The sequence below is a fragment of the Metapseudomonas otitidis genome (assembly GCF_900111835.1).
GTDB lineage: Bacteria > Pseudomonadota > Gammaproteobacteria > Pseudomonadales > Pseudomonadaceae > Metapseudomonas > Metapseudomonas otitidis.
Map to the genome: position 1 here is coordinate 1 of NZ_FOJP01000022.1, position 23,680 is coordinate 23,680.

The 23,680-nt window shown below is 62.3% G+C and carries 24 protein-coding genes; 12 read left to right on the forward strand and 12 right to left on the reverse strand.

Going from position 1 to position 23,680, the window contains the following annotated elements; translation table 11 throughout:
• Positions 1 to 466 precede the first annotated feature (466 nt).
• Both BM198_RS24820 and BM198_RS24825 read right to left on the reverse strand, forming a co-directional pair.
• Positions 467 to 838: a hypothetical protein gene (locus BM198_RS24820; RefSeq protein WP_074973233.1), complete on the reverse strand. Its 372-nt coding sequence runs from the start codon at positions 836 to 838 to the stop codon at positions 467 to 469.
• A 39-nt stretch (positions 839 to 877) separates the two neighbouring features.
• A complete protein-coding gene (locus BM198_RS24825; protein WP_074973235.1) occupies positions 878 to 1,255 on the reverse strand; it encodes a hypothetical protein in 378 nt (125 codons plus the stop codon).
• A 602-nt stretch (positions 1,256 to 1,857) separates the two neighbouring features.
• Here BM198_RS24825 and BM198_RS24830 point away from each other — a divergent pair.
• The 7 genes from BM198_RS24830 to BM198_RS24860 all read left to right on the forward strand — a co-directional run bounded on the left by BM198_RS24830 (position 1,858) and on the right by BM198_RS24860 (position 11,936).
• Positions 1,858 to 2,925 (forward strand): efflux RND transporter periplasmic adaptor subunit, encoded by a 1,068-nt coding sequence (locus tag BM198_RS24830; RefSeq protein WP_244165739.1) that lies wholly within the window; start codon positions 1,858 to 1,860, stop codon positions 2,923 to 2,925.
• Positions 2,926 to 2,940: 15 nt separating this feature from the next.
• On the forward strand, positions 2,941 to 6,078 hold the full coding sequence (locus BM198_RS24835) for an efflux RND transporter permease subunit (protein ID WP_074973239.1): 3,138 nt from the start codon (positions 2,941 to 2,943) through the stop codon (positions 6,076 to 6,078).
• A 1-nt stretch (position 6,079) separates the two neighbouring features.
• On the forward strand, positions 6,080 to 7,525 hold the full coding sequence (locus BM198_RS24840; protein WP_074973241.1) for an efflux transporter outer membrane subunit: 1,446 nt from the start codon (positions 6,080 to 6,082) through the stop codon (positions 7,523 to 7,525).
• Positions 7,526 to 7,712: 187 nt separating this feature from the next.
• Complete coding sequence (locus BM198_RS24845; RefSeq protein WP_074973243.1) at positions 7,713 to 9,113, forward strand: FAD-dependent oxidoreductase; 1,401 nt, start codon at positions 7,713 to 7,715, stop codon at positions 9,111 to 9,113.
• Positions 9,114 to 9,222: 109 nt separating this feature from the next.
• The gene (locus tag BM198_RS24850) at positions 9,223 to 10,047 is read left to right on the forward strand and encodes a helix-turn-helix transcriptional regulator (RefSeq protein ID WP_074973245.1); all 825 of its coding nucleotides are present in this window, start codon (positions 9,223 to 9,225) and stop codon (positions 10,045 to 10,047) included.
• Positions 10,048 to 10,239: 192 nt separating this feature from the next.
• Complete coding sequence (locus tag BM198_RS24855) at positions 10,240 to 11,316, forward strand: polyamine ABC transporter substrate-binding protein (protein ID WP_074973247.1); 1,077 nt, start codon at positions 10,240 to 10,242, stop codon at positions 11,314 to 11,316.
• A 56-nt stretch (positions 11,317 to 11,372) separates the two neighbouring features.
• Positions 11,373 to 11,936, forward strand: a complete 564-nt coding sequence (locus BM198_RS24860) for a PDDEXK-like family protein (RefSeq protein ID WP_074973249.1) — start codon at positions 11,373 to 11,375, stop codon at positions 11,934 to 11,936.
• On the opposite strand, the gene BM198_RS24865 is transcribed toward BM198_RS24860, so the two are convergent.
• The 3 genes from BM198_RS24865 to BM198_RS24875 form a co-directional block, all read right to left on the reverse strand.
• Positions 11,902 to 12,978 carry an ATP-binding protein gene (locus tag BM198_RS24865; protein WP_074973251.1) on the reverse strand — a complete coding sequence of 359 codons (1,077 nt, stop codon included), beginning with the start codon at positions 12,976 to 12,978 and terminating at the stop codon, positions 11,902 to 11,904. The genes BM198_RS24860 and BM198_RS24865 overlap by 35 nt on opposite strands.
• Entirely contained in the window at positions 12,975 to 13,685 is a 711-nt protein-coding gene (locus BM198_RS24870) for a response regulator (protein WP_074973253.1), read from the reverse strand. Before BM198_RS24870 ends, BM198_RS24865 begins: the two co-directional genes overlap by 4 nt.
• Before the next feature lie 163 nt (positions 13,686 to 13,848).
• Positions 13,849 to 14,292, reverse strand: a complete 444-nt coding sequence (locus BM198_RS24875; RefSeq protein ID WP_074973255.1) for a hypothetical protein — start codon at positions 14,290 to 14,292, stop codon at positions 13,849 to 13,851.
• Between the two features lie 213 nt (positions 14,293 to 14,505).
• On the opposite strand from BM198_RS24875, the gene BM198_RS24880 reads away from it, so the two are divergent.
• Positions 14,506 to 14,796: a hypothetical protein gene (locus BM198_RS24880; RefSeq protein WP_074973257.1), complete on the forward strand. Its 291-nt coding sequence runs from the start codon at positions 14,506 to 14,508 to the stop codon at positions 14,794 to 14,796.
• 195 nt (positions 14,797 to 14,991) lie between these two features.
• Here BM198_RS24880 and BM198_RS24885 read toward each other — a convergent pair whose 3' ends face one another.
• The 4 genes from BM198_RS24885 to BM198_RS24900 all read right to left on the reverse strand — a co-directional run bounded on the left by BM198_RS24885 (position 14,992) and on the right by BM198_RS24900 (position 19,576).
• On the reverse strand, positions 14,992 to 16,611 hold the full coding sequence (locus BM198_RS24885) for an ADP-ribosylglycohydrolase family protein (RefSeq protein WP_074973418.1): 1,620 nt from the start codon (positions 16,609 to 16,611) through the stop codon (positions 14,992 to 14,994).
• Positions 16,612 to 16,616: 5 nt separating this feature from the next.
• Positions 16,617 to 17,267, reverse strand: coding sequence for a DarT ssDNA thymidine ADP-ribosyltransferase family protein (locus BM198_RS24890; RefSeq protein WP_074973259.1), 651 nt, complete (start codon positions 17,265 to 17,267; stop codon positions 16,617 to 16,619).
• Entirely contained in the window at positions 17,264 to 18,709 is a 1,446-nt protein-coding gene (locus tag BM198_RS24895; RefSeq protein WP_083422475.1) for a 3'-5' exonuclease, read from the reverse strand. The genes BM198_RS24890 and BM198_RS24895 overlap by 4 nt, the downstream gene beginning before the upstream one ends.
• Positions 18,710 to 18,859: 150 nt before the next feature.
• Entirely contained in the window at positions 18,860 to 19,576 is a 717-nt protein-coding gene (locus BM198_RS24900) for a hypothetical protein (protein WP_074973261.1), read from the reverse strand.
• Between the two features lie 218 nt (positions 19,577 to 19,794).
• Between BM198_RS24900 and BM198_RS24905 the strand changes: the two genes are divergently transcribed.
• Positions 19,795 to 20,001 (forward strand): hypothetical protein, encoded by a 207-nt coding sequence (locus tag BM198_RS24905; RefSeq protein ID WP_044400114.1) that lies wholly within the window; start codon positions 19,795 to 19,797, stop codon positions 19,999 to 20,001.
• A gap of 75 nt (positions 20,002 to 20,076) precedes the next feature.
• Here the strand turns inward: BM198_RS24905 and BM198_RS24910 are convergent, their stop codons facing one another.
• Both BM198_RS24910 and BM198_RS24915 read right to left on the reverse strand, forming a co-directional pair.
• Positions 20,077 to 20,331, reverse strand: a complete 255-nt coding sequence (locus BM198_RS24910) for a DNA-binding protein (protein WP_074973263.1) — start codon at positions 20,329 to 20,331, stop codon at positions 20,077 to 20,079.
• A gap of 184 nt (positions 20,332 to 20,515) precedes the next feature.
• Entirely contained in the window at positions 20,516 to 20,773 is a 258-nt protein-coding gene (locus tag BM198_RS24915; RefSeq protein WP_044400120.1) for a helix-turn-helix domain-containing protein, read from the reverse strand.
• A gap of 271 nt (positions 20,774 to 21,044) precedes the next feature.
• Here BM198_RS24915 and BM198_RS24920 point away from each other — a divergent pair, with 271 nt between their 5' ends.
• Together BM198_RS24920 and BM198_RS24925 are read left to right on the forward strand one after the other, a co-directional pair.
• A complete protein-coding gene (locus tag BM198_RS24920; RefSeq protein ID WP_139134056.1) occupies positions 21,045 to 21,224 on the forward strand; it encodes a hypothetical protein in 180 nt (59 codons plus the stop codon).
• 3 nt (positions 21,225 to 21,227) lie between these two features.
• Positions 21,228 to 21,431: a hypothetical protein gene (locus tag BM198_RS24925; RefSeq protein WP_044400124.1), complete on the forward strand. Its 204-nt coding sequence runs from the start codon at positions 21,228 to 21,230 to the stop codon at positions 21,429 to 21,431.
• A gap of 173 nt (positions 21,432 to 21,604) precedes the next feature.
• On the opposite strand, the gene BM198_RS24930 is transcribed toward BM198_RS24925, so the two are convergent.
• Positions 21,605 to 22,147, reverse strand: coding sequence for a GNAT family N-acetyltransferase (locus BM198_RS24930; protein ID WP_341865224.1), 543 nt, complete (start codon positions 22,145 to 22,147; stop codon positions 21,605 to 21,607).
• 329 nt (positions 22,148 to 22,476) lie between these two features.
• On the opposite strand from BM198_RS24930, the gene BM198_RS24935 reads away from it, so the two are divergent.
• Positions 22,477 to 23,679 carry a tyrosine-type recombinase/integrase gene (locus BM198_RS24935; RefSeq protein WP_074973268.1) on the forward strand — a complete coding sequence of 401 codons (1,203 nt, stop codon included), beginning with the start codon at positions 22,477 to 22,479 and terminating at the stop codon, positions 23,677 to 23,679.
• Position 23,680: the final 1 nt, after the last annotated feature.

Genomic DNA, 23,680 nt, shown 5'->3' on the forward strand with positions numbered 1-23,680 from the left:
GTTCCAAGGCATGGTGGTGACCCGGCAAGGCTGGCTTGCCGGAAAGTGTCAACCATGTCTCCGCACACCCGTCAGCTATGTCTCCGGTCCGTACACAATCGTTGAAAAGGAACCAAAAAACTTGCCCCTGCATCCGGCCCGACTGCGTCGGGTTCCCTCGCTTCATCGTCATTCCAGGGGTACGCGCTGACGGGCCATCCATGGCCCGACAGCGCTCTCGCGACATCCATGTCGCTCAACCCCTTCCACGACGATTCCACTCGGCCTCCTGAAGGGGCGTTGTCCTCGCCTCACCTTTCCCGGTATTGCATGAGTTCCGCGTGTGCTTCTGATTCGTTGCTAGCGAAAATCGGCAAGCTTGAGCAAGTCTCGTTAGCCAACCTGGCCTCGAATACCCATCCAACAGTCCCTCCTCAAACAAAAAGCCCCGCATCATGCGGGGCTTCTTGTTGGGCGAGGCGACGGATCAGCGGTTGTTGTAGCCGTCTTCGCTCGGGTCGTAGGTGATCTGGTAGACGTTGAAGTTGGCACCGGTGGCGCCTACGCCGGTGTAGGTGATGCGGCCCTGGCCCTTGTACAGCTCTTCCATGCGCATGGCGTCGCTGCCGAAGTAGAAGGGGATGAACATCTTGCCGGTCATGCGGTTGTAGCTGTCGGTGGGCTGGCCGATCAGGTCATGCACCTGCTTCATGGACATGCCGGGCTGGACCTTGGCAAAGGGGCTGCCCGCCGGGATCTGGCCGATGATCTGTTGTTGCGGGGCACGCGGCGAGGAGCCGCAGGCGGCCAGCAGGCCCATGGCGGCGATCAGGCCGATGTGCAGGATCTTGGTACGCATTGAATCTCTCCAGAGGGTGACGGTAATTCAGCGGGCTGCTCAGCCCTTGTAGCCTTTCGCGACCAACTCCGTGGTCACTTCCTTGGCCGCCTGCACGCACTCTTCGTGAGTGCTGTCGACGAACCTCAGGAAATGCCAGGCACCGTCCTTCTTCATCGCGAAGCCTTGCATGTCGCCGGTGTCCTGGCCGTCGGCCCGGACGCTGTTGACGGTCTGGCAGGCGGCGATGCCGTCGATTTCGGTGAATTCACCGAACTTGTAGACGTCCTTCACCAGCAGGTTGTCGATCACCACCTTCTGGACTTCGGATTCGGAGGAGTTGCAGCCACCGAGCACGGCGGCGAGCCCCACCGCGACGGCGCAGCGGAGCAGGTTGGCAGGGGTGGAGCGGCGTTTCAGGGCGTGGAAAACAGTCATGACGCAATCATCCATGTGGGTTCTTGTTGGGCGTGGAGCGCCTGGTTGTCACTGCAAATTCACAGAAGAAGCTGTTGGTCGAGGTTCACTCCCGCTCGGGAACGCTATTTTCCAGCCACGACGAAAAGCCACGACTTGGCGGCAGGATCAGCGGAATTCAGGGGGATTTTGCAGATACTCGCGAGGGTGTTTCTGGGTCGCTTTGTACTTGCAATCCTTTGCAACACTTGTACAGCGAAGCGGAATCTGACAGGGGCGTAAGAAATATTCAACGGAAATCGTATGACAATCTGAAGGCCGTCACAGCGGCGCAATCGCCCTCCCTTGCCGCTCCAAGGTCATGGCTGAAGAGGGCCGTATGCCTCTTGGCTCATGACGTGCCCGCCCCGCCTCCACACGATCTCCACAAAACCTCGAATCAATCCCAACGGTGGGCCGCCAGACTCGCGTTTTCTGGGCTTTCGGCCGTTCTGGCCGGGGCCGTTCATCCGTGAGGGCAGTGGGTCATGGGATTGGTGAAGGGGCGGCTGCGTGCCGTGTGGGTCGGGGTATTAGCGTTTGGCCTGGCGGGGTGTGAGCCGTCGCCAACGGCGGAGGAGGGCATGCCGCCGGCGCGGGTCACGGTGATGACCCTGGCGCCGTCCGAGCTGGTGGTCGACGAGGACCTGCCTGGGCGTGTCGCGGCCTTGCGCACGGCGGAGATCCGCCCCCAGGTCAGCGGCATCCTGCAGCGCACGCTGTTCAGCCAGGGCGCCGAGATCCAGGCCGGGACGGCGCTGTTCCAGATCAACCCGGCGCCCTTCAAGGCCGAGGTGGAAACCGCGGCCGCCGCCCTGCAGCGTGCGCGCGCGGTGCTGGAGCGTGCGCGCATCCAGGCCGAGCGGTTGGCGCCGCTGGTGCGGGCCGAGGCGGTGAGCCGGCAGGTGTATGACGACGCCGTGTCCCAGCGCGAACAGGCGGCGGCCGACGTGGCCCAGGCCCAGGCGGTGCTGGCGCGACGGCAGCTGGACCTGCGCTTCGCCACGGTGGAGGCGCCGATCTCCGGGCGCATCGACCAGACCCTGGTGTCCGAAGGGGCACTGGTGACTTCGACCGATGCCTCGCCCATGGCCACCCTGCAGCAGATCGACCAGGTGTACGTGGACGTGCGCCAGTCCGCCGCCTCCCTCGAACGCCTGCGCGAAGCGCTGGAGGCGCGGGGCGGGCCCGGCGACGGCGGGCTGCCGGTGCAGATCCTCGGCAGCAGCGGCAAGCCCTACGGCCTGCACGCACGCATCCTGTTCTCCGGCATCAACGTCGATGCCGGCACCGGCGATGTGCTGTTGCGCGTGCTGGTGGACAACCCCGAGCGGCGCCTGTTGCCAGGCATGTTCGTGCGGGCGCGGGTGGTGCGGGCGCATTACCCGGCGGCCCTGGCCGTGCCGCAGCAGGCGGTGGTGCGCGCTGGCGAGGCGGCCAGCGTGTGGGTGATCGACGAGCAGCAGCAGGCCAAGCGGATCGCCGTCGAGCTGGGCGAGCTGGTGGACCGCCGCTACCGCATCGCCGCCGGCCTCGGTGCCGGCCAGCGGGTGGTGGTGGAAGGCATCGAGCGCCTGGAGGAGGGCGCCGCCGTCGACCCGCGCCCCTGGCAGCCCAGCGTGGTCGCCGGGTTGGCCGCCACCGCGCACTGAGTCGAGGAGACGACCATGCCGCAGTTCTTCATCGAGCGCCCGGTGTTCGCCTGGGTGATCGCCTTGTTCATCGTGCTGTTCGGGGTGATCGCCATCCCGCAGCTGCCGATTGCCCGCTACCCCTCGGTGGCGCCGCCGTCGGTGACGCTCTACGCCTCCTACCCCGGCGCCACGCCGCAGACCCTGGACGACTCGGTGGTGAGCCTGATCGAGCGCGAGCTGTCCGGGGTCAAGAACCTGCTCTATTTCGAGTCCTCGGTGGACACCTCCGGCTCGGCGCAGATCACCGCCACCTTCAAGCCCGGCACCGACCCCGAGCTGGCCCAGGTGGACGTGCAGAACCGCATCAAGGCGGTGGAGCCGCGCCTGCCCCAGGTGGTGCGGCAGAGTGGCTTGCAGGTGGAGTCCGCGGCCTCCGGCTTCCTGATGATGGTGGGCATGACCTCGCCGGACGGGCGCTTCGACGAGGTGGCGCTGAACGACTACCTGGCGCGCAACATTGTGCAGGAGCTGCGGCGCATCGACGGCGTCGGGCGCGTGCAGCTGTTCGGCGCCGAGCAGGCCATGCGCATCTGGGTGGACCCGCACCAGCTGACCGCCTACGGGCTGACCATGGGCGACCTGGCCCAGGCCATCGAACAGCAGAACGCGCAGATCGCCCCCGGCCGGGTCGGCGACGAGCCGACGCTGCCCGGCCAGCGGGTGACCGTGCCGCTGACGGTGGAGGGGCAACTGTCCAGCCCGGAGCAGTTCGCCGCCATCGTGCTGCGCGCCGGCGCCGACGGCTCGCGGGTGGTGATCGGTGACGTCGCGCGGGTGGAGCTGGGCGCGCAGTCCTACGGCTTCGCCAACCGCGAGAACGGCGTGGCGGCCACCAGTGCGGCCATCCAGCTGTCGCCCGGGGCCAACGCCGTGCGCACCGCCCAGGCCGTGCGCGACCGGCTCGCCGAGCTGGCGCCGAGCATGCCGGCGGGCATGGGCTATTCCGTCCCGTTCGACACGGCGCCCTTCGTCAAGGTCTCCATCGAGAAGGTGGTGCAGACGCTGTTCGAGGCCATGGTGCTGGTGTTCCTGGTCATGTACCTGTTCCTGCAGAACGTGCGCTACACGCTGATCCCGGCCATCGTTGCGCCCATCGCCCTGCTGGGCACCTTCGCGGTGATGCTGGTGGCGGGCTTCTCCATCAACACCCTGACCATGTTCGGCATGGTGCTGGCCATCGGCATCATCGTCGACGACGCCATCGTGGTGGTGGAGAACGTCGAGCGGCTGATGGCCAGCCACGGCCTGTCGCCGCGGGAGGCCACCGCGCGGGCCATGAAGGAGATCAGCGGCGCGGTGGTGGGCATCACCCTGGTGCTCACTGCGGTGTTCATCCCCATGGCGTTCGGCTCCGGCTCGGTGGGGGTGATCTACCAGCAATTCACCCTGTCGATGGCGGTGTCGATCCTGTTCTCGGCCTTCCTCGCGCTGACCCTGACCCCGGCGCTGTGCGCCACGCTGCTGCACCCGGTGGCGCCCGGGCACCACGCCCGGCGCGGCTTCTTCGGCGCGTTCAACCGTGGCTTCGAGCGGCTGACCGAGCGCTACACCGGCGGCGTGGCCGGCATGGTCGCCCACAGCGGGCGGATGATGGCGGGCTTCGCCGTGCTCTGCGGCGTGCTGGCGCTGGCGGCATACCAGTTGCCGTCGTCCTTCCTGCCGGAGGAGGACCAGGGCTACTTCATGACCTCCATCCAGCTGCCCACCGGCGCCACCGCCGAACGCACCCTGGACGTGGTGCGCACCTTCGAGGCCCACGTGGCCAGCCGCCCGGCGCTGGAGGCGAACCTGGTGGTGCTGGGCTTCAGCTTCTCCGGCTCCGGCCCCAACGCCGCCATGGCCTTCACCATGCTCAAGGACTGGGACCAGCGCGACGGCGCCACGGCCGGCGAGGAGTCGACCCTGGCCCAGGCGGCGATGGCGGAGATTCCCGAGGGCACGGTGATGAGCCTGCTGCCGCCGGCCATCGACGAGCTGGGCACCTCCTCCGGTTTCACCCTGTTCCTCCAGGACCGCGCCGGCCGGGGCGAGGCGGCGCTGCGCGAGGCCCAGGCGCAACTGCTCAAGCTGGCGGCGCAGAGCAGCGTGGTCAGCGACGTGTACCCGGACGGCCTGCCGCCGGGGCCGAGCATTCGCCTGGAGATCGACCGGCGCAAGGCCGAGGCCATGGGCGTGTCGTTCGCGGCGGTGAGCAGCACCCTGTCGGCGGCCATGGGCTCGCTCTACGTCAATGACTTCCCCAATGCCGGGCGCATGCAGCAGGTCATCCTCCAGGCGGACGCCGCCGCGCGCATGCAGCTGGACGATGTGCTCGGCCTGCGGGTGCGCAACGCCGCCGGCGGCATGGTGCCGCTGCGCGAGGTGGTGACGCCGATCTGGACCGAGTCGCCGCAGCAGATGATGCGCTTCCAGGGTTTCCCGGCGGTGCGCATCGCCGGCGGCCCCGCGCCGGGCGTGTCCAGTGGCGATGCCATGGCGGAGATGGAGCGGCTGGTGGCGCAGCTGCCGGCGGGCTTCGCCGTGGCCTGGACCGGGCAGTCCCTGCAGGAGCGCCAGTCGGCGGCCCAGGCGCCGCTGCTGATGCTGCTCTCCGCGCTGGTGGTGTTCCTGGTGCTGGCGGCGCTGTACGAGAGCTGGTCCATCCCGCTGTCGGTGATGCTGGTGGTGCCGCTGGGCCTGCTGGGCGCGGTGGCGGCGGTGATGCTGCGCGGCCTGCCCAACGACGTGTTCTTCAAGGTGGGGATGATCACCATCATCGGCCTCTCGGCGAAGAACGCGATCCTCATCGTCGAGTTCGCCCGCCAGTTGCACGCCGAAGGCCGCAGCCTGGCGGAGGCGGCGGTGATGGCGGCGCGCCTGCGCCTGCGGCCGATCCTGATGACCTCGCTGGCCTTCACCCTCGGCGTGGTGCCGCTGATGCTCGCGTCCGGCGCCAGCGCCGAGACCCAGCACGCCATCGGCACCGGGGTGTTCGGCGGCATGCTCAGCGGCACGCTGCTGGCGGTGTGCTTCGTGCCGGCGTTCTTCGTGTTCGTCATCGGCCTGCAGGAGCGCCTCGGCGCCCGGCGGGCCCGACGCACCGCCCCCCAATCCCCGCGCGAGGAGGCCTGAGATGCGCCTGTTGATCCCGCTGGCCCTGGCCGCGAGCCTTGGCGCCTGTTCCCTGGTGCCGCCCCTGGAGCGGCCCGCACCGCCGGTGCCGGCGCAGTTCCCGCAGCTGGCGGGCGCTCCGTCCGTCGCGGCCGCGCCGTTGCCGGGCTGGCGCCGCATGTTCGGCGACCCGCGCCTGCAACGCCTGATCGAACGGGCGCTGGAGCAGAACCGCGACCTGCGCCTGGCGGCCCTCAATGTGGAGGCGACCCAGGCGATGTTCCGCATCCAGTCTTCCGCGCGCCTGCCCTCGGTGGCGCTGGAGGCCAACCAGACCCGTGAACGGGCCCTGGCGGCCGATTCCAGCGAGCGCTCCAGCCGCACGGTGAGCAAGCAGGTGGGGGTGAACCTGGGCGTCAGCGCGTTCGAGCTGGACCTGTTCGGCCGCGTGCGGGCGCTCTCCGATGCCGCGCTGGCGCGCTACTTCGCCAGCGAAGAGGGGCGTGACGCTGCGCAGGTGGCGCTGGTGGGGGCGGTGGCCGATGCCTACTTCGCCCAGCAACTGGCCGCCGAGCAGCAGCAACTGGCCGAGCAGACCCTGGCGGACTGGGAGCAATCCCTGGCCCTGGCGCGCCTGTTGAAGCAGGCCGACCAGAACAGCGCGCTGGACGTGGCCCAGGCCGAAGGCCAGGTGGCCACCGCCCAGGCCGACCTGGAGGCACGCCGACGCGCCCGCGTCCAGGCGGATAACGCCCTGCAGCTGCTGGTGGGCGGTGAACTGCCGGCAGACCTGCCGCCGGCCCTGTCCCTGGCGCAGCAGCCGTTGCTCGGCCGCCTGCCGGCGGGGTTGCCGTCGGAGCTGCTGCTGGCCCGGCCCGACCTGCGCCAGGCCGAGCAGGTGCTGGAAGCGGCGAACGCGGATGTCGGCGCGGCGCGGGCGGCGTTCTTCCCACAGATCTCCCTGACGGCGTCGTTCGGTTATGCCAGCACCTCGCTGGACGGGTTGTTCGACCCGTCCCGGCAGGTCTGGCGCTTCGCCCCGCAACTGACGTTGCCGCTGTTCCAGGGCGGGCGCTTGCGGGCGGAACTGCGCCTGGCCAAGGTGCGCAAGTCCGAGGCGGTGGCGCAGTACGAGCGGGCCATCCAGATCGCCTTCCGCGAGGTGGCGGACGCCCTGGCGGGCACGGCCACCTTCGACCGGCAGATCGACGCTCAGCTGCAGGCCGTCAGCGCTGCCGAGCGCCGGCTGGACCTCTCCGGCCAGCGCTACCGCGCGGGGCTCGATGGCCGGCTGGAATTGCTCGATGCCCAGCGTCAGCTGTATGCCGCGCGCCAGGCACTGCTGGAGTTGCGCCGGGAGAAGACCAGCAACGCCGTGGCCCTCTACAAGGCCCTGGGCGGTGGCCTGAACGCGCAGGACGGGGACGCGCCGGCGTCGCTGGCGGGGGTGTATGCCGGGCGTGGCTGAGTGGCGCGGCCGGCGCTCGCGCCGGTTTGCGCTTTACTGATGCGCTCCACCTGTTCTCCACACAAGCTCGAACGAATGGCAATGCAGGCCCCTCAGACTGGCACCGATCGGCCTCGCCCGGTCCGGTGCCTGCCTATGCGGGGGCCATGGCGGTGTGAGGCCGCAAGTTGAATTCTTGAGGTGATACATGAAGCGTCGACATTTCATTCTGGCTGCAGGCAGTTTGCTGGGGGCGTCCCTGCCCCTGTCCCCCGTGTTGGCCAATGGCCTGGGAACCCAGGGCCAGCGCGCAGGGCGGGCGGACCCGGGGCAGGCCGATGTGCTGGTGATCGGCGCCGGCATCGCCGGGCTGGCCGCCGCTCGCAAACTGCACGATGCCGGGTACCGGGTGATCGTCCTCGAGGCGCGCGACCGCCTGGGTGGACGGTTGATGACCCACCAGGCGTGGGACGGGATCAATGTCGACCTTGGGGCGACCTGGATCCACGGGGCCGGCCCCAACAACCCCATTGCGCGGCTGGCCAAGCAGCTTGGCGCGCGGTTGGCTACCACCAGTACCGATCGCACCGAGACCTTCGGCAGCGACGGCCATCGCTACGACGACGATGAGGAGGAGGCGCTGGAGGCGCTGCGGGAAGCCATCGAGGAAGCCATCGAGCAGACGCAGGACAGCGACGAGGACCGTCCGCTGGGTGATGCCGTGCGCGAGGAGATGGACTACCGGTCCCTGGGGCTGGCCCAGCGTCGGCAGGTCGACTTCCTGCTCAACACCACCTACGAACACGAGTACGGCGAGAGCGTCCAGGCGCTTTCCCTGCACACCTTCGACAGCGGCGGTGAGTACGCCGGCGACGAGGCATTGTTCCTGGACGGCTACCGGGTGCTGGTGGAGCACCTGGCCAAGGGGTTGGACATCCGTCTGGGCCAGGTCGTCAGCGCCATCGACAGCGAGGACGAAGGCGTTACCGTCCGCGTCGGTGGGCGCAGCTACCAGGCTGCTCAGGTGTTGCTGAGCGTGCCGCTGGGCGTGCTCAAGAGCGGGGCGATCGACTTCTCCCCGGCGCTTCCGCCCGAGAAGACCCGGGCCATCGAAGGACTGGGGGTCGGGGTGCTGAACAAGTGCTGCCTGAAGTTCCCCGAGGCCTTCTGGGACACCCGGACGGACTGGATCAACATGGTGCCGGAGCAGCATGGGCAGTGGGCTGAGTGGGTGAGCCTGGCGCGGGCGACCGGTGCGCCGATCCTGATCGGCTTCAACGCGGCGGACTTCGGGCGCGAGATCGAGGGCTGGACCGACGAGGCGATCGTGGAGGACGCGATGACGCGCCTGCGAGCGGTGTACGGCCCGGACATCCCGCAGCCCAGCGACTGGGCGATCACCCGCTGGGCGAGCGATCCCCATGCGCTGGGCTCCTACTCCTGCAACGTGGTGGGTTCCACGGTGCCGATGCGCAACGACCTGGCGTCGCCCGTCGACGGCAAGCTGTTCTTCGCCGGCGAGGCCACCGACGAGTCCTTCTACCAGACGGTGCATGGCGCCTATGCCTCGGGCCTGCGGGCGGCGAACGAGCTGATGCAGGCGAGCTGAGCCGCGCCGCTGGTCAACAGGCCGCCCCTGCAACGGGGCGGCCGCTGACCGGGATGGACTCCGTTGACTATCATCCGCGCGAACTGTCCGCCATCACGAGTCACCCGCCATGACTGCCACGACCCACCTGCCGGACGACGCCGAGCAGACCGAGCTGACGCGCAAGACCATCCTGCTCTACCGCGAAGGCTGGCGGACCGGTGACCTGGAAGGGCTCCTGAAGCTCTACCACCCCGACGTGGAGTACCACGACTACTCCAGCAACCGCCTGATGCGCCTGTCGGAGCTGAGGGCGTTCGTCTACGAGAGCCTGCCGCGCCTGAGCGGCGAGCTGCTGGAGCACACCGACCGCATCCGCATCGACGGCCACACCGCGTTCATCCAGTACCGCATCTGCCTGCATGGCAGCCGTGGCCTGGTGGCCTTTCGATCCAGCGAGGCGATCACCGTGTGCGATGGCCTGGTCTGGCGGGTGAACGAGTACGCCAACCTGGAGCGCATCGAGCCGGATGGTTCCACCGCATCGGACAGCCGCCCGGCGCTGAGCCGTCTGGGGCTCTCGCCCCGGCAGATCGGGATCATGGCGTGCGACCTGGAGAACTACTTCCAGCACCAGCGCCCCTACCTCGACCCCGACCTGGACCTGCAGCAGGTGGCCGCCGCCACCGGCTACACGCGTAACCAGATATCCCACCTGCTCAACCAGGTGCTGGGGCAGAGCTTCTATCGCTACGTCAACCAGGCACGCCTGAACCACCTGCTGGAGCGCTTGCACCAGAGCCCCGAGAGCGGGCGTGTCGACGACTGGGCCTTCGCGGCGGGGTTCAACTCCCTTTCGGCCTTCTACAAGTGCTTTCGCGAGCGCATGGGCATGACCCCCAAGGCCTACCAGGCGCAGCTTTCCACGCGGGCCCGCGCGCAAGACAAGCCCTGAGCGGCTTCATTAGCCTCGAACGCGCCGGGCCAGTCGCGCCGGTGCCGTTCCGGGCCCGTGCCCGCTCGTATCCAGGGTGCTCTCTTCGTCGGCGCGATGCGCTAGGCGGTCTTTGCAGACCGGCTTCGCGGCGTGTTGCAGCCGGCTTTTCAGTGACTGCAGACAACAAGAAAACTCCCCCGAGGTGGCGTCATGCTGAAAAAACTCATTCCCCTCCTGCTGCTGGCCAGCGCAAGCCAGGCAGCCGAGGAAGTCCGCGTGTACAACTGGAGCGCCTACGTGGCCGACGATACGTTGGCCAGGTTCACCGCCCAGACGTCGATCGGTGTGCACTACGACGTCTACGACAGCAACGAGATCCTCGATGCGAAGCTGATGGCCGGGCACTCCGGCTATGACGTGGTGTTCCCCTCCAACCACTTCATGGTCCGGCAGATCCAGGGCGGTGCGCTGAAGAAGCTGGACCGCTCCAAGCTGCCGAACTGGACGAACCTCGACCCCCGGCTGCTCAAGGCCACGGCGGTGAACGACCCGGGCAACCAGTACGGCTTTCCCTACGTCTGGGGCACCACCGGCATCGGCTACAACGTGGACAAGGTGCGCGCGGTACTCGGCGCCGATCACCCGATCGACAGCTGGGACCTGATCTTCAAGCCGGAAACCCTCGCCAAGCTTTCCACCTGCGGCGTGGCGGTGCTGGATAACGCGCCGGAGCTGCTGCCTATCGCCTTGCACTACCTGGGGCTGCCGCACCACAGCACGGAGCCGGAGGACTACAAGAAGGCCGAGGCCTTGCTCAAGCAGATGCGCAAGCACGTCACCTACTTCCACTCCTCGAAGTACGTCACCGACCTGGCCAATGGCGATGTGTGCCTGGTGGTGGGTTTCTCCGGGGATGTGCTGCAGGCGGCGGCCAGCGCCAATGAAGCGAAGAACGGCATCCACATCGAATACATGGTGCCGAAGGAGGGCTCGACGACCTGGTTCGACATGGTGGCCATGCCCGTGGACGCCAAGGATGAGGATGCCGGCTACGCCTTCATGAACTACCTGCTGCAACCCGAGGTGATGGCCTCGGTCACCAATGCCATCAAGTACGCCAATGGCAACCAGGCGGCGGACGCCCTGGTGGACCCGGCCATCCGTGCGGACAACAAGGTGTACCCCTCGCCGGAGGTCTTCGGCACGTTGTTTGCGCTCGAGGCCGTTCCGCCGCGTATCGACCGGCTCCGCACGCGGATCTGGAACAGCGTGATCACTGGGCACTGACCGCCAGGCCCCGCTCCGCGCGAGGTTGGGGCCACATTTGCAACAGGTGTAGCGCGATGCACACACAACACCCCGCCACGCCGGCGGAGGCCACTGGGCACGGGACCGCTGCGGCGTGTGAGGCGCCGCTGTTCTACCCGCGCCTGCTGGCGCTGCTCGAGCCGTGCCAGGCTTCCCCCCGGCTCGCGCTCCGGCGGCAGGTCCGGCGCTTGCTGCGGACGCAGGGCCCCCGTGAACAGGCCCTGCGCTGCCTGGCGATCGAGGGGATGGATATCGTCACCGCCGCGCTGCTGGCCGGCGCCTATGGGCAGGGCGAATTCAAGAGTGCCGGCGCCTACATCGCCTTCGTCAACAGCGGGCGCGCCAGCCCGCTCCGGGAGGCGCCGCTCCACGGCCAAACCCACCACCTGTTGCTGACGGCGGCACGGACCGCCCGCCGCTCGGTGGCCTGGCGCGAGCGCTACCAACTGTGCAGACGGCACGGCCGCACCGAAACCCAGGCACTCAAGGGGTTGGCACGGCATCTGGCGCGGGTGGCGTTCAGCCTGATGGAAACGCGGGGTGACTACCTGCCTGGGGGACGCATCAGCCGCTCACGCCACCCCGCACCGGCCAGCTGAGGCTGAAGGCGGTGCCGCCGAGCGATGAGGGGTGGCAGGTGGCGTGGCCGCCGTGGGCTTCGACGATGGCCCGGACCACGGACAGGCCAAGGCCGCTGCCGCCGCTCTTCCGCGAGCGGGAGGGGTCGCCCCGGCGAAAGGCCTCGAACACCAGCGCGGCGGTTTCGGCCGGCAGGCCCGGGCCGCTGTCCTCGACGCTCACCCGGCAGGTGCCGTCCTCGATGTGGGCGTGGATCTTCAGCGCGCCCGGCTCGGCGTACTTCAGGGCGTTCTCCAGCAGGGCCATCAGCGCCTGGCGGATGCGGAAGGCATCGCACTCCACCTGGGCGCGGGCGGGCACCTCCAGCTGCAGCACGAAGCCCTTGGCCTCCAGGCTGGAGGTGAAGGCCTGGGCGATGCTGGTGACCTCCTGTGCCAGGTCGGTCGGGGCCAGCTCCATCTCCAGGTGGCCGCTGTCATTGAGGCTCACCACGCGCAGGTCTTCGATGAGCCGGCCAAGCCCTTCCACCTGGCGCAGCAGCCCTTCGAATATCTCGTTGCTGGGGGTGAAGACGCCTTCGGTCAGCCCTTGCAGGCGGCCACGGAGGATGGTGACCGGGGTTCGCAGCTCGTGGGCTACGGCAGCATTCCAGAACTGCTGCTCGCGGGTCATGCCCTCCAGGCGTTCGGCCATGGTGTTGAAGTCGTGCACCAATTGGGCGGTTTCCCCCATGGCGTGTTCGTCCAGCGTGGCGCGGGCCTGCAGGTTGCCCTGGGCCACCTCCCGCAGGCTGTGGGCCACCGAGTTCAGCGGGGTGAGGATGCGCCGGGAGAGCTGGAAGGCCACGTAGCCGGCGATCACCAGCGCAGCGAGGATCGTGGCCAGCACCCAGGCCAGTTCGGTGCGCGTCGGCGGCCAGGTCTCCGAGATGCTGCTGGGCTCGTAGGCATAGAGCACTTCGTAGAAGGCATAGGTGCCGACGATGGAGATGAGCATGATGCCCAGCGCCATGGTGCACAGGGACAGGATGATCTGCCGGCGCAGGCCTGGGGTGCGGCTCATGCTTCGCCACCGAAGCGGTAGCCGACGCCACGCACGCTGGTGGGTACGCCCTGGATGCCCAGCAGCTCCAGCTTCTTGCGCAGCTTGCTGATGTGGCTGTCCACCGTGCGCTCCTGGGTGTCGCCCTCGGGCAGGCAGGCCTCCAGCAGTTCGCCACGGCTGAACACCCGTCGGGGGGCGCGCATCAGGCTGGTGAGCAGCTTGAACTCGGTGAGGGTGAGGTCCAGCAGGTGCCGCTGGCCGGCGCACTCCACGCTCGCTTCGTGGTTGTCCAGGTCGATACGGAAGGCGCCGACACTGAGCACCCGCGAGCCCTCGGCGCGGGTGGCCTTCGCCCGCCGCAGCACGGCCTGCACCCGCGCCACCACTTCCGCCGGGTTGAAGGGCTTGACCACGTAGTCGTCCGCGCCGATGCGTAGCCCGGTCAGCTTGTCGATGTCCTGGTCCAGTGCGGTGAGCAGGATCACCGGGGTGTCGCCGCGATGGCGGATCTCGCTGAGCACCTGCCAGCCGTCCAGCAGCGGCATCTGCACGTCCAGCAGCACCAGGTCGGGCTTCTGGCTGTGGTGCCGGGCCAGTGCGTCCTGCCCGTCCCTGGCGTGGACGGTGCGCAAGCCGCTGCGCTGGAGGTAGGCCGCGAGGATCTCGGCAATCTCCACTTCGTCTTCGGCAATGAGAATGAGGGCGTCGGCCGGTTTGCTCCGCATCGCGGCGGTCGAGTCCGTAGCTCGCTGGTTCATGGAAGGCCCCTGTGTGTTCAGCGGCGCATTATCGCGCCAAACACGGGGGCGGACACCAACGGCGTCACGCCGATCTCAAGGTGCTGCGGGCCGCCGCCCAGGGGCGGCGGTTCGCTTGGGGTGGTCGGCGTTACGCCTGCCAGTGGCTGTTGGAGGCGCCGTCTTCCTGGTAGCGGCCGAGCAGGTCCAGGGTGGAGCGCAGGCGCTCGGCTTCCTTCATGTCGTTGCGCTGCTGCGCCCCGTCGATGCCGTCGCGCAGCAGCTTCAGGTAATCGAAGCTGCGGCTGTTGTCGGCGCTGCCATCCACCGCCGACACGCCGTTGAGGGTCATGGACACCAGCGACTCGGTGCCATCCAGCGTGCCCGTCGCCTTGACCTGGGCGTTGATCCACTCCATCAGCTCGCCACGGTTCATGTGGCTGAAGTCGGCCTTGGGCGGCTGCCCCGCCTTCTCGCCAGCCAGCGCGGCGGCGTAGTCCCCGGCGAAATCCCCCGTGCCCTGCGCCGTGCCCCGGCCGGCTTTCTGCGTGCTGGAGGCGCCGGCCCCCTGCATCAACTGGGTATCGATCCTCATGGTTCTGCTCCTTCAGGTTGGGCTAGGCCCGTCATTAGCAGATTCCATGCCGAGCCCTGCAGGTGCCGGATGGCGCGGCTTGCAGGTGCGTGCGGGTGGAGGAGGGCGGCAGGTGTGTGCCGGGGGGCGGCAAGGGGGTGCCTGGGTTGGCATACCAGCGCCCGCCATGCACTATCCGCCACCCACATGGGATGCCGCCTTGCGACCGAGACCATGAAGAAAGCCACCCTCCTGCTGATGCCCCTGCTTTGCGTGGCCTACCTCTACACCGGCTACTACGAGACACGCTGGGCGGAAGACAACCGACTGGTGTTCTTCATCAAGCAGTACCCCTCCCTCACGCTGGAATTCCCCAACATTTTCGCCAGTGACCGAGACGACAAACCCCTGGAGCAACTGACCGCCGAAGAGCGGGACACGGTGCGTGCGTACTGCAAGTACCGCCTGGGTATTGAAACGCGGCTGGAGACGCAGGCGGAGTTGGAAGGGTGTAAAGAGCTTTGAAAAAAACAATATTTTTAAAGCCACTGCGATTAAGTAAGTAATGAAGTTCTATTTTTGAGCGTAGTGAAAAACTGTGAAATATAGTTGAGGCGTACCCCCGCTCTGCGGGGCGGTATGAAGCTTTATGTTGCATTGTTTTTATGGTTGCCATTTTAAATGAATTCCCAGTTTTTGTTGGGATTCAGGTTAATAAATCTAAGAAATCTTACTGTCTCTAGTGATTTTTGCTTTTGCGATAATTGCTGAAAACGCGATTGCCCTTTCTATTCCATCCTCTCCTTGAGCTAAGTAAATGAGTGCTTTTCCAATTGTCAGTGGGTCGAATCCGGATTTTATGCAGGATTGAGTTAGCTCGTTAATTGTTGGGCGATGGGGCAGCTCTTTTTTCTCTAAAGGGGCTTTGCAGGTTGTCTCTACAAGATTTGATGGTTCAGTAGGTTCATGTGTACTTGAGAGTTGGGGGCTTGTCGCCTCAATTGTATAATTCCTACGCTTGGCTAGTATGGTTTGGCCGAACTCTAGCTCGCACCATTGCCATAAGTACTTGCTGTCTTTTCTAGGGGTAAACTCCTTTCCGATGGAGATTAATTTACCCAGGCCAGATATTTCACCAAGTTTTTCATCTGCTATCCATGTATCGCCCTGAGCTTTGGGGGCGCTCCAACACATTAAGTCTGGATAGTTAAAGCTAGTTTCCCTTGCCCCTTCTGCTATTCGAGCTAGTCGTAGTGCTTCTTCGCGAATGTACTGCTCGTCTTGTATCGTGGTCGCGGGGTTGGTCTGGGCATTTACTCCTATTATGGCTCCTGCCATTGATGCAATTGTATCTGTGTCACTTTTGAATGTGTTCGCTGATAGGAGGAGAGCTGCTACAGGGTCGTCATCTTTATAAAGCCACGCTAATACCGATGCAAAAAGGCAAGTTTTTAGACCTGATCCCCTTTCTTCATTAGAAAAACCACCTAGCTCCCTTAAGATGAGGTGATACAACTCCTCTCTATTAGAAATATTTCGGCACTTTGACATTGCCCACTGTGCGGCTCCAACCCATTCAGCTATTGTTGTACCCCATACCTCTTTTAGTTTTTTTCCTGAGGCTATTTCCCATTTGGGTATCCATATAAGTGATAGTTCTTCATCCTCTAGAATGCTCTCATATGCCACGGATGCTGCATCACTGCCCAAACTATCCCAATCTTTTGGGTCAGCGGGGGCTTTGTTGTTTATTGAATGTAAAAGTAAGCTGGCGTGTATAGCTGCACCAATAATTGCGCGAGGATGGCCGTGAGTGCAAATCGAGTTCCTAACTACGTCCGGCAAAAACGAAGAGATTCCTTTTTTATAGTTAGCCCAAACGTGAGGCTGTATACGCATTGCCGCACCGTTACCACCGCCATTCCAATAAGTAGAGCGATCTGTGCTGAAGAAATTTTGCGACCATGTGGTTTCTTTCAATGCAAGGTTTCCAGCCGCCGCCTTTGTTCCGCGACCCGCGCCAAGGGCGTAGCTTAGCCAAACCGGCAACTCAATTTTTGCAAAGCTCTCTACATCAAAGTAACCGTTTCCTCGAATGGCACGGCAAGTGCTAAGTCTTAGCTGTGTATCATCCGAATAACAACCAGGTTTGAATTCGATTTCGGCCCCGAACAATCCTCCTTGTCGTTTTTTCCAAGCAATCGGTTCAGTGATTTTATGTTTTGAGCGTCTGCGCTCAAATTCGGCGGCAGACAGTAGCTCAGATGGGAAGCCTAGAATGTCTCCATAAGCAGCCCAAAGTGCAGAACGTATAATTTTTTCTTCGATAGCTGTAGGCATTTTTTTTACTCAAAATACTCAGGGGCTACTTTGATATCGACGCGCTTAGATAGTTCCGAGTCGCAAACCTCAACTTGGGCTTTTGCCTCGTAATAATAGTCTTCAGTAGGTACGTAAATAGATTTTAGATAATCAAGGGACACTCTAATAGGGTAAAGAACCTCGGCTTGGCTACACGTGGCAAAATTTAAGGGAGTTGTCGCGTCTCGTGTTGCATCCCTATCAGGAAAAACCTTTACCCTTTGGGCAAATAGTGCTTCAAGGCCCGGAAGGCCTGTGCCTCTCTTAGTAGTATTGTAAGCGTTGTTTGTTGTCGAAAAGTGAACTCCTTCGTGCATTAGAATTTCCGGGGAAAATCCTAAAACACACCAATAGATATCATCCTTCGCATGCCAGCGATTTCTAGAGATTGAGAAGAAGGACCCATTTACTCTAGAGATGGATAAATTTACATAGTGATGCCAGTCTATGTCGCGACTTCTGTCTGGACAGTTTAATTGAGTTATATGGCTTAGGGTTTTTGTCTTGGGAAGTTCGGAGTGAGCTAATAAATAGCCGCTGCTAACTATTCCGACTAAGCCGTTTGAAGTTGTGAAATGGAGAATCTCCTGAATGCCGCGGCGATTAATAGCCTCTCCAATATCTTCAAGGCTCATACATCTACCTCAATACATAGGGATCTATCCAATGAGTTTAAAATTTCGGGTTGTTCACCTATTTTGTATCCCAGTACTGCATTTCGCCGTGCTCTAGCGATAGCCATTGCTAAAATTCGGCATGTATTTTCAAGGCGTTCATCTCCTTCCTCAAAATTTCCAGAAGGAAAGCAGTCCCTGCTAAGTCCAATTATAAATACATAGTCAAAATCTAAGCCTTTGGCAGAGTGAAGCGTGCTCAAGAGAACTTTGTTGGAATCAGTTGGCCATTCTGAGCGCCTGCTTATATCGATGTAGCTGATCTTGGCTTCATCGAGTAATTGGTTGAGGTACGTAAACCATCCACCGCCCTTGGGGTGAAGAAAAGCAACGGATTCTACAGATAAGTCAATTTTATTCTTTATATAGTCAATGCACCATTTTGCTTGGTTTTTGAATAATCCCTTCAAGATAAAAGGGCTTACTTCTTCAGTTGAGTCGAAAAGGCTTGGTGCGGTGCCGTCATCATCTAATGCCACGCGTTCTAATAGACATGCTGCAAGTCGTGCTATGCGCGGAGGGTTTCTATAGTTAACAGTGAGTCTGTGGCTGTTCTCTGGTCTAATTGTCAGTCCGACTTCGTTCCAAGTAAAGCCGCGAGCATATATTCTCTGTGCGGTGTCAATAATAAAGGATGCAGCACCTGCGCTTGAAAGTTGTTTTATAATTGCGCGCAATACGTTCGCTGAAAAATCTTGTGACTCATCTGCGATAATTATGTCGTAATTGAATAGCTTTGTTTTGGAAAGTTCAATGGCAAGGTCATTCCAATCTCGTAATTGATGGTTTTTTTTGTGCTCGAAGTAGGGGGTTATAATCTGGTTTAATATCTCTTGGCGAAGTGATTTTTCAACTCTTGGCGCTGCGCCCCGACCATCTCGTCGACAAGTTAGGTATTCTTCTATGTTTTCTGGAAGAAATCGGCCGATAGCATACTCAACCTCTCCTTTTATGAAGTCGGCGGGGAGATTCATTTTATATGCGAATTGGTTTGCAAAGCTTTCTAGCACATTGTGTTCACAAATCTGAGGCTTGCTCAGTGAGTCAAAGGCCCAATGGCTAAATGTATCGACGGTGACTTCAATGTTTCCACTTATAAGGTTTTCTTCTACAAGCTCCCCAATGTAGCCGCGAAGAGTCTTGTTGAAAGTCAAAACTAAGGCTCTGACAGGTTCGTCACTTTCTTCTCTCTGACGTCTGCTATTGGCCCAGATAAGGAATAATTTAAGTTTTAATATCGCTGTTGTGGTTTTTCCGCTACCAGCTACCCCTCTTATTATTTCGAAGCCGGGTTTGACGCGCCTTATTACTTTAAGTTGTTCTGGTGATGGTGTTACCTGCTTTAATTTTTTCAAGATTCCTTTCTCGCTAATAGAAATTCTGGTGATTGTCTGGATTTTCATTAAGTATGGTTGCGGCTTTAAGGCATTGTTCCCTATGGTTAGTGTGTTCTCCACGTACTATTAGTATTCGGCTCTAAAAAACAGAAATTTCTGTATTTTTTAAAAAATTCCTATTTACCACTCTTGAAGTCATTGATTCTGACTACACAGCTACATCATCGGGCTAAAGCTGCTGGCGGCGGAGCAGTAGCGCTGCTTCATAAGCTCGCTGCTTGGTTCTCGGTCTTGCTGCCAGCGCTCTCCCCAGCCCCTGCACTCGGCTTTGAAGAACTGCTTCGCGCCTTTGCGGCACTCCCGGTAATTGATCGAGCCGCGTTTGTGGTTGTCGCACACGCTGCCGTTGTCGATGTAGTTGTTCACGATGGTCCAGGTTGCGTAGTAGCTGCCGCCGCCGTCCCATTTCCTGACCATCTGGCCGTCCTTCTCAATGGATCGGCGGCGGGTGGACGTTTGCTGGTTGGGCTGCTGATAGGCGAGCGACTGCCGCACGCCTTCCATGCTCACCACGTTGTCGGGCTGCCGGGGCGTGTAGTTGTGGTCGTTGAAGTCGGTCTGCCGCTGCTGGGCTTGGGCCTGTGCTCGGCGCTGTTCTTCCTTGCGGCGTTGATCGGCCCAGAACTGCTCTTCGGCGGTGGCGGTTTGCGGTTGCCGTTCAGCCCCGTTGCCGTACGGGTCGGTATGCACGTATTCCGCTGGCGGCTCGGCGGGTTGATCGTTGAAGCGGGGGAAGGAGAAGTGGGTGCCTGCCAGGTTGAGCAAGCCAAACACCAGGGCACAGCCTGCGAGCCCTGGCACCAGCCAGCGAACCCATGCGCTTTTCCCGTCCCGCCTTACGTGGCGGGGGGCGTCATCCCAGTCGGCTTTCATGGCCATCACTCCTTTGATCGGCAAGCCGCTGAATCCTATTCAGCCAGGGCGCCGTTATCAACGCCGGTGTCCATGCCCGTTGGTAGGGGGCCTACGCATGCAGGGGTAGCTGGGATGCCGAAGTTTCCTAGGAGACGTCTGAATCCATCTGGCCACCCTCGCGCGAACCCGGCCCCTGTGCTGTTCTTCACCTCGTGAAAATGTGAGGTGTGTCACACATGCAATTACATGAAGGTGTCTGCCGTGCGGGCGATGTGGTGTCGATCAACATCCTTGATGGGGAGCCGGACGAGCGGGTGATGCGGTTGCTGCTGACCCAGGGGATCGAGGTGGAAGTGCTGGAGGTTCTGGAGGGGGCGGTGAAGCTGGCGGTGAGGGCACCGGGTGGGATGCTCATCGTGGAGGAGCTGACGTTTCCTCCGTGATGCTGGGGGGGGGAGGGCTGGGTGATACGAGCGGCTCGCCGGGGAACTGGCGGGCCGCTTCTATATATAGAGGGCCTATTCGGTATCTGTAGCATTAGCCCGGTCGTACTCGGGGCTGGTCTGGCCGCACTCGGGAGCGATCTTTCCGCTAACGAGCCACAGCGCGTACTCCGGGGCCAGTTCGACGATGACCTTGATGTCGTCCTCGTTGACCCTCCTTCCGCCCTTTCTGAGCGCATACCACTTCTCGCGGTCGACGCCGCTCAGCTCTTCCAGCTTCTTGGCCGTGAGCTTCTTATGCTCAAGTATTGCGACGATTCGCTCTCTCATATTCTCAATTCGCCTTTGGAGGTGCTGGAGGTTCTGGAGGGGGCGGTGAAGCTGGCAGTGAGGGTATCGGGTGGGATGCTCACCGTAGAGGAGCTGACGTTTCCTCCGTGATGGTGCGGGTTGAGGGCTGGGTGTTACGGGCGGCTCGCCGAGGGGATTGGCGGGCCGCTTCTATATAGAGGGCCTATTCGGTATCCGTGGCATTCGCCTGATCGTACTCGGGGCTGGTCTGGCCGCACTCAGGAGCGATCTTTCCGCTCACAAGCCACAGCGCGTACTCCGGCGTGATGTTGGCCATTGCTTCGATGTCGTCTTCGTTCGCACGGCGCTTTCCATTTCTTAGGGCGTACCACTTCTCGCGGTCGATCCCGCTCAGCTCCTGCAGCTTCTTGGCTGTGAAGCTCTTCGCGTCCCATATGGCTATAAGCCGCTCTCTGATCATTCCAATTTGTTCTTAGTAATTAGCAAATAGTGCTACTAACTATCTGCAATGGTGGTTATTCTTGCATTATGTGATTTGCATTAAATGCAAATCATCATTTCCCAATAAAGACCAACATAGTGCAACAAAGGCCAGGGAGATGGAAGAAAACTACCTTGTTCTTATGTCATGCCGTAAAGCCCGGAGCCCTTACCGCGCCGCTACCAGCTTGCTGTTCCGACTGCTCCGGATCATCCGCTTCGACCTGCACCGCGATCCCAACGCGGCTGCCATGAGGTTTCGCCAACTGGTGCTGCTGTTCCACGTCGCCGGCTTCGTGGACGACCTGCAGGTCAGCCGCCTCAACAAACTGGGGGACAACGCCCTGTACTACGGCCTGCGCGCCGCGCTCCATCGCGCCCGTGCCGACTTCTGGACCCGCCACCGTTCAGAATCCGTGAAGGATAGCTAAGCCATGGACCGTGATGACTTCCTGGCGCCGCCACCGCTGATGCCATGGCGCCAGTTCGCCAACTGGATTCGCATGGGCGACGAACACGACGTGGTGTGGGGCTGGATTCGCAACGGCTACCTACCGTCCCGCAAGGTGGGCAAGTACGTGATGGTCAACGTGGCGCTGCTGACCCAGCAGATGCTGGAGCGGGAGCCCGATCCGTAGGCAGGGGAGGGCGGGTGACGCCGACACTTGCAAGCCCTGGAAACGACCAAGCCCCTGGAAGTATGGGGTTCAGGGGCTTGGCTCTTGATGGCAGCACCTACCACCGCCAGTCGATCCGGGCTTTTCAGGGCGAGCCAGCTGGCATTTGCGAGGAAGGACGTGACGGTCTGTCATCACCAGGTGATTGCGTAGATGCTTTGAGGCTCATTGAAACGCGTCAGCTCACGCTCAAGGGTCATCCCGATTCTCTTAAGCAAGCGTATGGAGGCGAGATTTCTGCTCTGCGTTTCGGCAATCACTCTTCTAAGCCCCATCACGTTTTTCCCGTAGTGCAGCGCGAGGGTTAACGCCTCGGTGGCGTATCCCTTGCCGAAGTGCTCCGGGAGCAGTTCGTAACTCACCTCAATATCAACGCCATCATGATGCTGGTCGAACGAAACAACGCCAGCGAACTGCCCAGCTCGCTGGGTTCGGATGACCCATAAAGGGGTTTCTCTGTGAGCACCTACCTCAAGTTCCGCCCGCTTCACTGCCGCCTCTTTGCTGAGCGGGCCTCCCAAGTAAGCGCGCACCACAGGGTCGGTATACAACCTCACGAGATCTGCGGCATCTGCAGGGCATAGCGGTGTTAGACGAATACGTGAATGCACTGACGTTTCATCGCAGGTAAGGGGACTCGGCATCTTGGGCACACCTCGATTCAATGGCGCTTGCATCGATGGCTGGAGTGGCAGCGGGATTTGCTGAGTTCTTTCACACTTCCCAACCCCCAGAAACGACTAAGCCCCTGAAAACCGAGGTTATTCAGGGGCTTAGCTTTTGATGTCTGGAGCGGGCGAAGGGAATCGAACCCTCGTCATGAGCTTGGGAAGCTCTGCAGTAGACTGTCCAAGTGTGTCCGAGGTAATGCAGAATTGCCCGCCGAGGCCTTCTACTTCGGGGTCTCCAGGCTAAGGGGGATGTCTCAGGTTGTTCCAGGTTGATTCCCCTTGCTTCGTGCAAACGGCCCCCAGAAACGGCCCCCAACTCCAAGGAATGCCAGCAGGTGCTCACCGAACGTCAGATCCGCGCGCTCAAGCCGGCCGAGAAGGAATTCACCGTCAGCGACGGGCGTAGTGCGAGAGGGGAGGGCGTCCTGCTGCTGCGGGTACGCCCCAACGGGACCAAGGAGTTCTACTTCCAGCGTAGGAAGAACGGTCGGAAGCTCAAGACCAAGCTCGGTACCTGGCCGGGCATGTCTCTCAGCGAGGCGCGGGACCAGTGCCGCGAGGAGAAGGAGATCCAGGTCGCAGCCGGCACGTTCAAGGAACTGATGGCCGCCTACGTGGCGAAGCTGAAGGAGGAAGGCGCCGTCAGTGCCGACCACGTCGAGTGGAGCTTCGAGCGCTACGTCTCCAAACCGTTCCCGTCATTGGTTGAGCGTCCGGCCGTCCTGATCGGCCCTGCGGATATACGCGACATCCTGGCCAAGATGATCGACGACGGCGTCACCACCATGACCAACCGGGTGCGATCCCGGCTACATGCCGCGTTCCAGAGTGCCCTGCAGCAGGCCTACAACCCCCGGGCCTACCTACAGCAGTCAATCAGCTTTGGCCTCACCAGCAACCCCGTGGGAAGCGTACCGGTGCAGGAGGATTGGGAGCAGCCGGGCGACCGCGCCCTCAGCGAGGTGGAGCTGGCTGCCCTCTGGAACCTTCTGCCCGAAAAGCTCTCGCTCACCACCGCCGAGTTGCTCAAGTTTCTGATAGCTGCCGGCGGGCAACGGCCTGAGCAGGTGCTGCGGTCGGACCGGACCATGTACCACCGCGATCACCTAGTGGTCCGTAATGGCAAGGGCGGCGAGGGGGAGCGCCTACTGCACGTCGTTCCGTACAACAAGCTCATGCGGCAATGCCTGAAGGAGATGGATTGCATCAGCGAAACCAGCGCCTACCCCTTCCAGGGCCAGCAGGATGGCAAACCGCTCAATCCACAGTCGCTGTCCAGGGCGGTCCGTAAGCTGTGTGAGCGGCACCCTGACAAGTTCACCGGCCCGTTCACGCTCCGGGACATCCGTCGGACCTGCAAGACCCTGATGGCCAAGGCCAAGTTGAGCAAGGAGCTGCGTGATCGGATCCAGGGCCATGCCTTCAACGATGTGGCGTCAAAGCACTACGACCGGTACGACTACTTCGACGAGAAGAAGAAAGGCCTTGATCGCTGGGCGGCCTGGCTGGAAAAGCACGTGATCGGGACAAAAAAATAGG

Coding starts and splice junctions, on each gene's coding strand:
- BM198_RS24830 (WP_244165739.1), top strand. CDS start 1,858: ATGCCGCCGGCGCGGGTCACGGTGATGACCCTGGCGCCGTCCGAGCTG.
- BM198_RS24925 (WP_044400124.1), top strand. CDS start 21,228: ATGGACCGTGATGACTTCCTGGCGCCGCCACCGCTGATGCCATGGCGC.
- BM198_RS24855 (WP_074973247.1), top strand. CDS start 10,240: ATGCTGAAAAAACTCATTCCCCTCCTGCTGCTGGCCAGCGCAAGCCAG.
- BM198_RS24820 (WP_074973233.1), bottom strand. CDS start 838: ATGCGTACCAAGATCCTGCACATCGGCCTGATCGCCGCCATGGGCCTG.
- BM198_RS24900 (WP_074973261.1), bottom strand. CDS start 19,576: ATGAAAGCCGACTGGGATGACGCCCCCCGCCACGTAAGGCGGGACGGG.
- BM198_RS24860 (WP_074973249.1), top strand. CDS start 11,373: ATGCACACACAACACCCCGCCACGCCGGCGGAGGCCACTGGGCACGGG.
- BM198_RS24875 (WP_074973255.1), bottom strand. CDS start 14,292: ATGAGGATCGATACCCAGTTGATGCAGGGGGCCGGCGCCTCCAGCACG.
- BM198_RS24835 (WP_074973239.1), top strand. CDS start 2,941: ATGCCGCAGTTCTTCATCGAGCGCCCGGTGTTCGCCTGGGTGATCGCC.
- BM198_RS24905 (WP_044400114.1), top strand. CDS start 19,795: ATGCAATTACATGAAGGTGTCTGCCGTGCGGGCGATGTGGTGTCGATC.
- BM198_RS24880 (WP_074973257.1), top strand. CDS start 14,506: ATGAAGAAAGCCACCCTCCTGCTGATGCCCCTGCTTTGCGTGGCCTAC.
- BM198_RS24910 (WP_074973263.1), bottom strand. CDS start 20,331: ATGAGAGAGCGAATCGTCGCAATACTTGAGCATAAGAAGCTCACGGCC.
- BM198_RS24840 (WP_074973241.1), top strand. CDS start 6,080: ATGCGCCTGTTGATCCCGCTGGCCCTGGCCGCGAGCCTTGGCGCCTGT.
- BM198_RS24885 (WP_074973418.1), bottom strand. CDS start 16,611: ATGCCTACAGCTATCGAAGAAAAAATTATACGTTCTGCACTTTGGGCT.
- BM198_RS24890 (WP_074973259.1), bottom strand. CDS start 17,267: ATGAGCCTTGAAGATATTGGAGAGGCTATTAATCGCCGCGGCATTCAG.
- BM198_RS24850 (WP_074973245.1), top strand. CDS start 9,223: ATGACTGCCACGACCCACCTGCCGGACGACGCCGAGCAGACCGAGCTG.
- BM198_RS24930 (WP_341865224.1), bottom strand. CDS start 22,147: ATGCAAGCGCCATTGAATCGAGGTGTGCCCAAGATGCCGAGTCCCCTT.
- BM198_RS24920 (WP_139134056.1), top strand. CDS start 21,045: ATGAGGTTTCGCCAACTGGTGCTGCTGTTCCACGTCGCCGGCTTCGTG.
- BM198_RS24870 (WP_074973253.1), bottom strand. CDS start 13,685: ATGCGGAGCAAACCGGCCGACGCCCTCATTCTCATTGCCGAAGACGAA.
- BM198_RS24895 (WP_083422475.1), bottom strand. CDS start 18,709: ATGAAAATCCAGACAATCACCAGAATTTCTATTAGCGAGAAAGGAATC.
- BM198_RS24915 (WP_044400120.1), bottom strand. CDS start 20,773: ATGATCAGAGAGCGGCTTATAGCCATATGGGACGCGAAGAGCTTCACA.
- BM198_RS24825 (WP_074973235.1), bottom strand. CDS start 1,255: ATGACTGTTTTCCACGCCCTGAAACGCCGCTCCACCCCTGCCAACCTG.
- BM198_RS24865 (WP_074973251.1), bottom strand. CDS start 12,978: ATGAGCCGCACCCCAGGCCTGCGCCGGCAGATCATCCTGTCCCTGTGC.
- BM198_RS24845 (WP_074973243.1), top strand. CDS start 7,713: ATGAAGCGTCGACATTTCATTCTGGCTGCAGGCAGTTTGCTGGGGGCG.